Origin of the sequence: Azospirillum sp. B4, from assembly GCF_000333275.1 — a bacterium.
GTDB lineage: Bacteria > Pseudomonadota > Alphaproteobacteria > Azospirillales > Azospirillaceae > Nitrospirillum.
The window spans coordinates 1-950 of sequence record NZ_BACU01000223.1; the positions used below are offsets into that span (position 1 = coordinate 1).

At 69.8% G+C, this 950-nt stretch carries 1 protein-coding gene; it reads left to right on the top strand.

Going from position 1 to position 950, the window contains the following annotated elements; genetic code table 11:
* Window positions 1-72: 72 nt before the first annotated feature.
* Window positions 73-950 (top strand): hypothetical protein (locus I55_RS09640; RefSeq protein WP_148293654.1); only part of this gene is annotated, 878 nt, incomplete at its 3' end.

Here is a 950-nt window from a genome sequence, read left to right on the forward strand (position 1 = left end):
CGAGGTTATTTTTTCCTGTCAGGCACTTACGGGCAAGCGGCGGACGGGCCCTGTGCTGCGCTGCAGCATGCGGTGCGGTCCGCCGCCCCTGGATCGGGCCCCCGCTTCGCGGCCAGTTATCCGGGGGATTCCCATCCCGCCCTGGCGCACAGCGCCTTCAGCTATGACAATGCGCTGACCACCATTGCGCTGGTGGCATGCGGCCAGGTCGCGGACGCTCGCCTGGTGGGGGATGCGTTGGCCAAGGCCGCCGGCGCCGATCGCACGTTCAAGGATGGCCGGGTGCGCAACGCCTATCGCGCCGGTGCCGCCGCCGACCCGCCCCTGCCTCCCGGGTGGTGGGATGATAAAGCCGGCCAGTGGGCGGAGGACCCCTACCAGGATGGCAGCGCCACCGGCAACGTCGTTTGGGTGGCCCTGGCGCTGCTGACCCTGCATGAGGCGACAGGGGATACCCGCTACCGCGACCGGGCCGTCAGCCTGATGCGTTGGGTGGCTGACCTGATGGCCGATCCGGCCCAACCGGGCGGCTATATCGGCGGCCTGGATGGCTTCGACCCCGTCCAGCAGCGCCTTAATTACAAGGCGACGGAACACAATATCGACGCCGCCGCCGCCTTCACCTGGCTGGCGCGGTCGACGGGCGATGCCGCCTGGACCCGCCACGCCACCCTGGCGCGCGGTTTGGTCGCCGCCGCCTGGGACGGGACGGAAGGCCGCTTTCGCATCGGCACCAAGCCGGATGGGCGAACCTGGGCACCCGGCGCCGCCCTGGATATCCAGCTATGGGCGCACCTGGCCATCGGTGACGCGCCGGCGGATTGGCGCCGGTCCTTGGCCTGGGTGGAAGGGCATCATGCCGTGGGGGGCGGCTTCGACTTCAATGACGACCGCGACGGCATATGGACGGAAGGTACGGCCCAGGCCGCCCTGACTTATCGCGCGTTGGG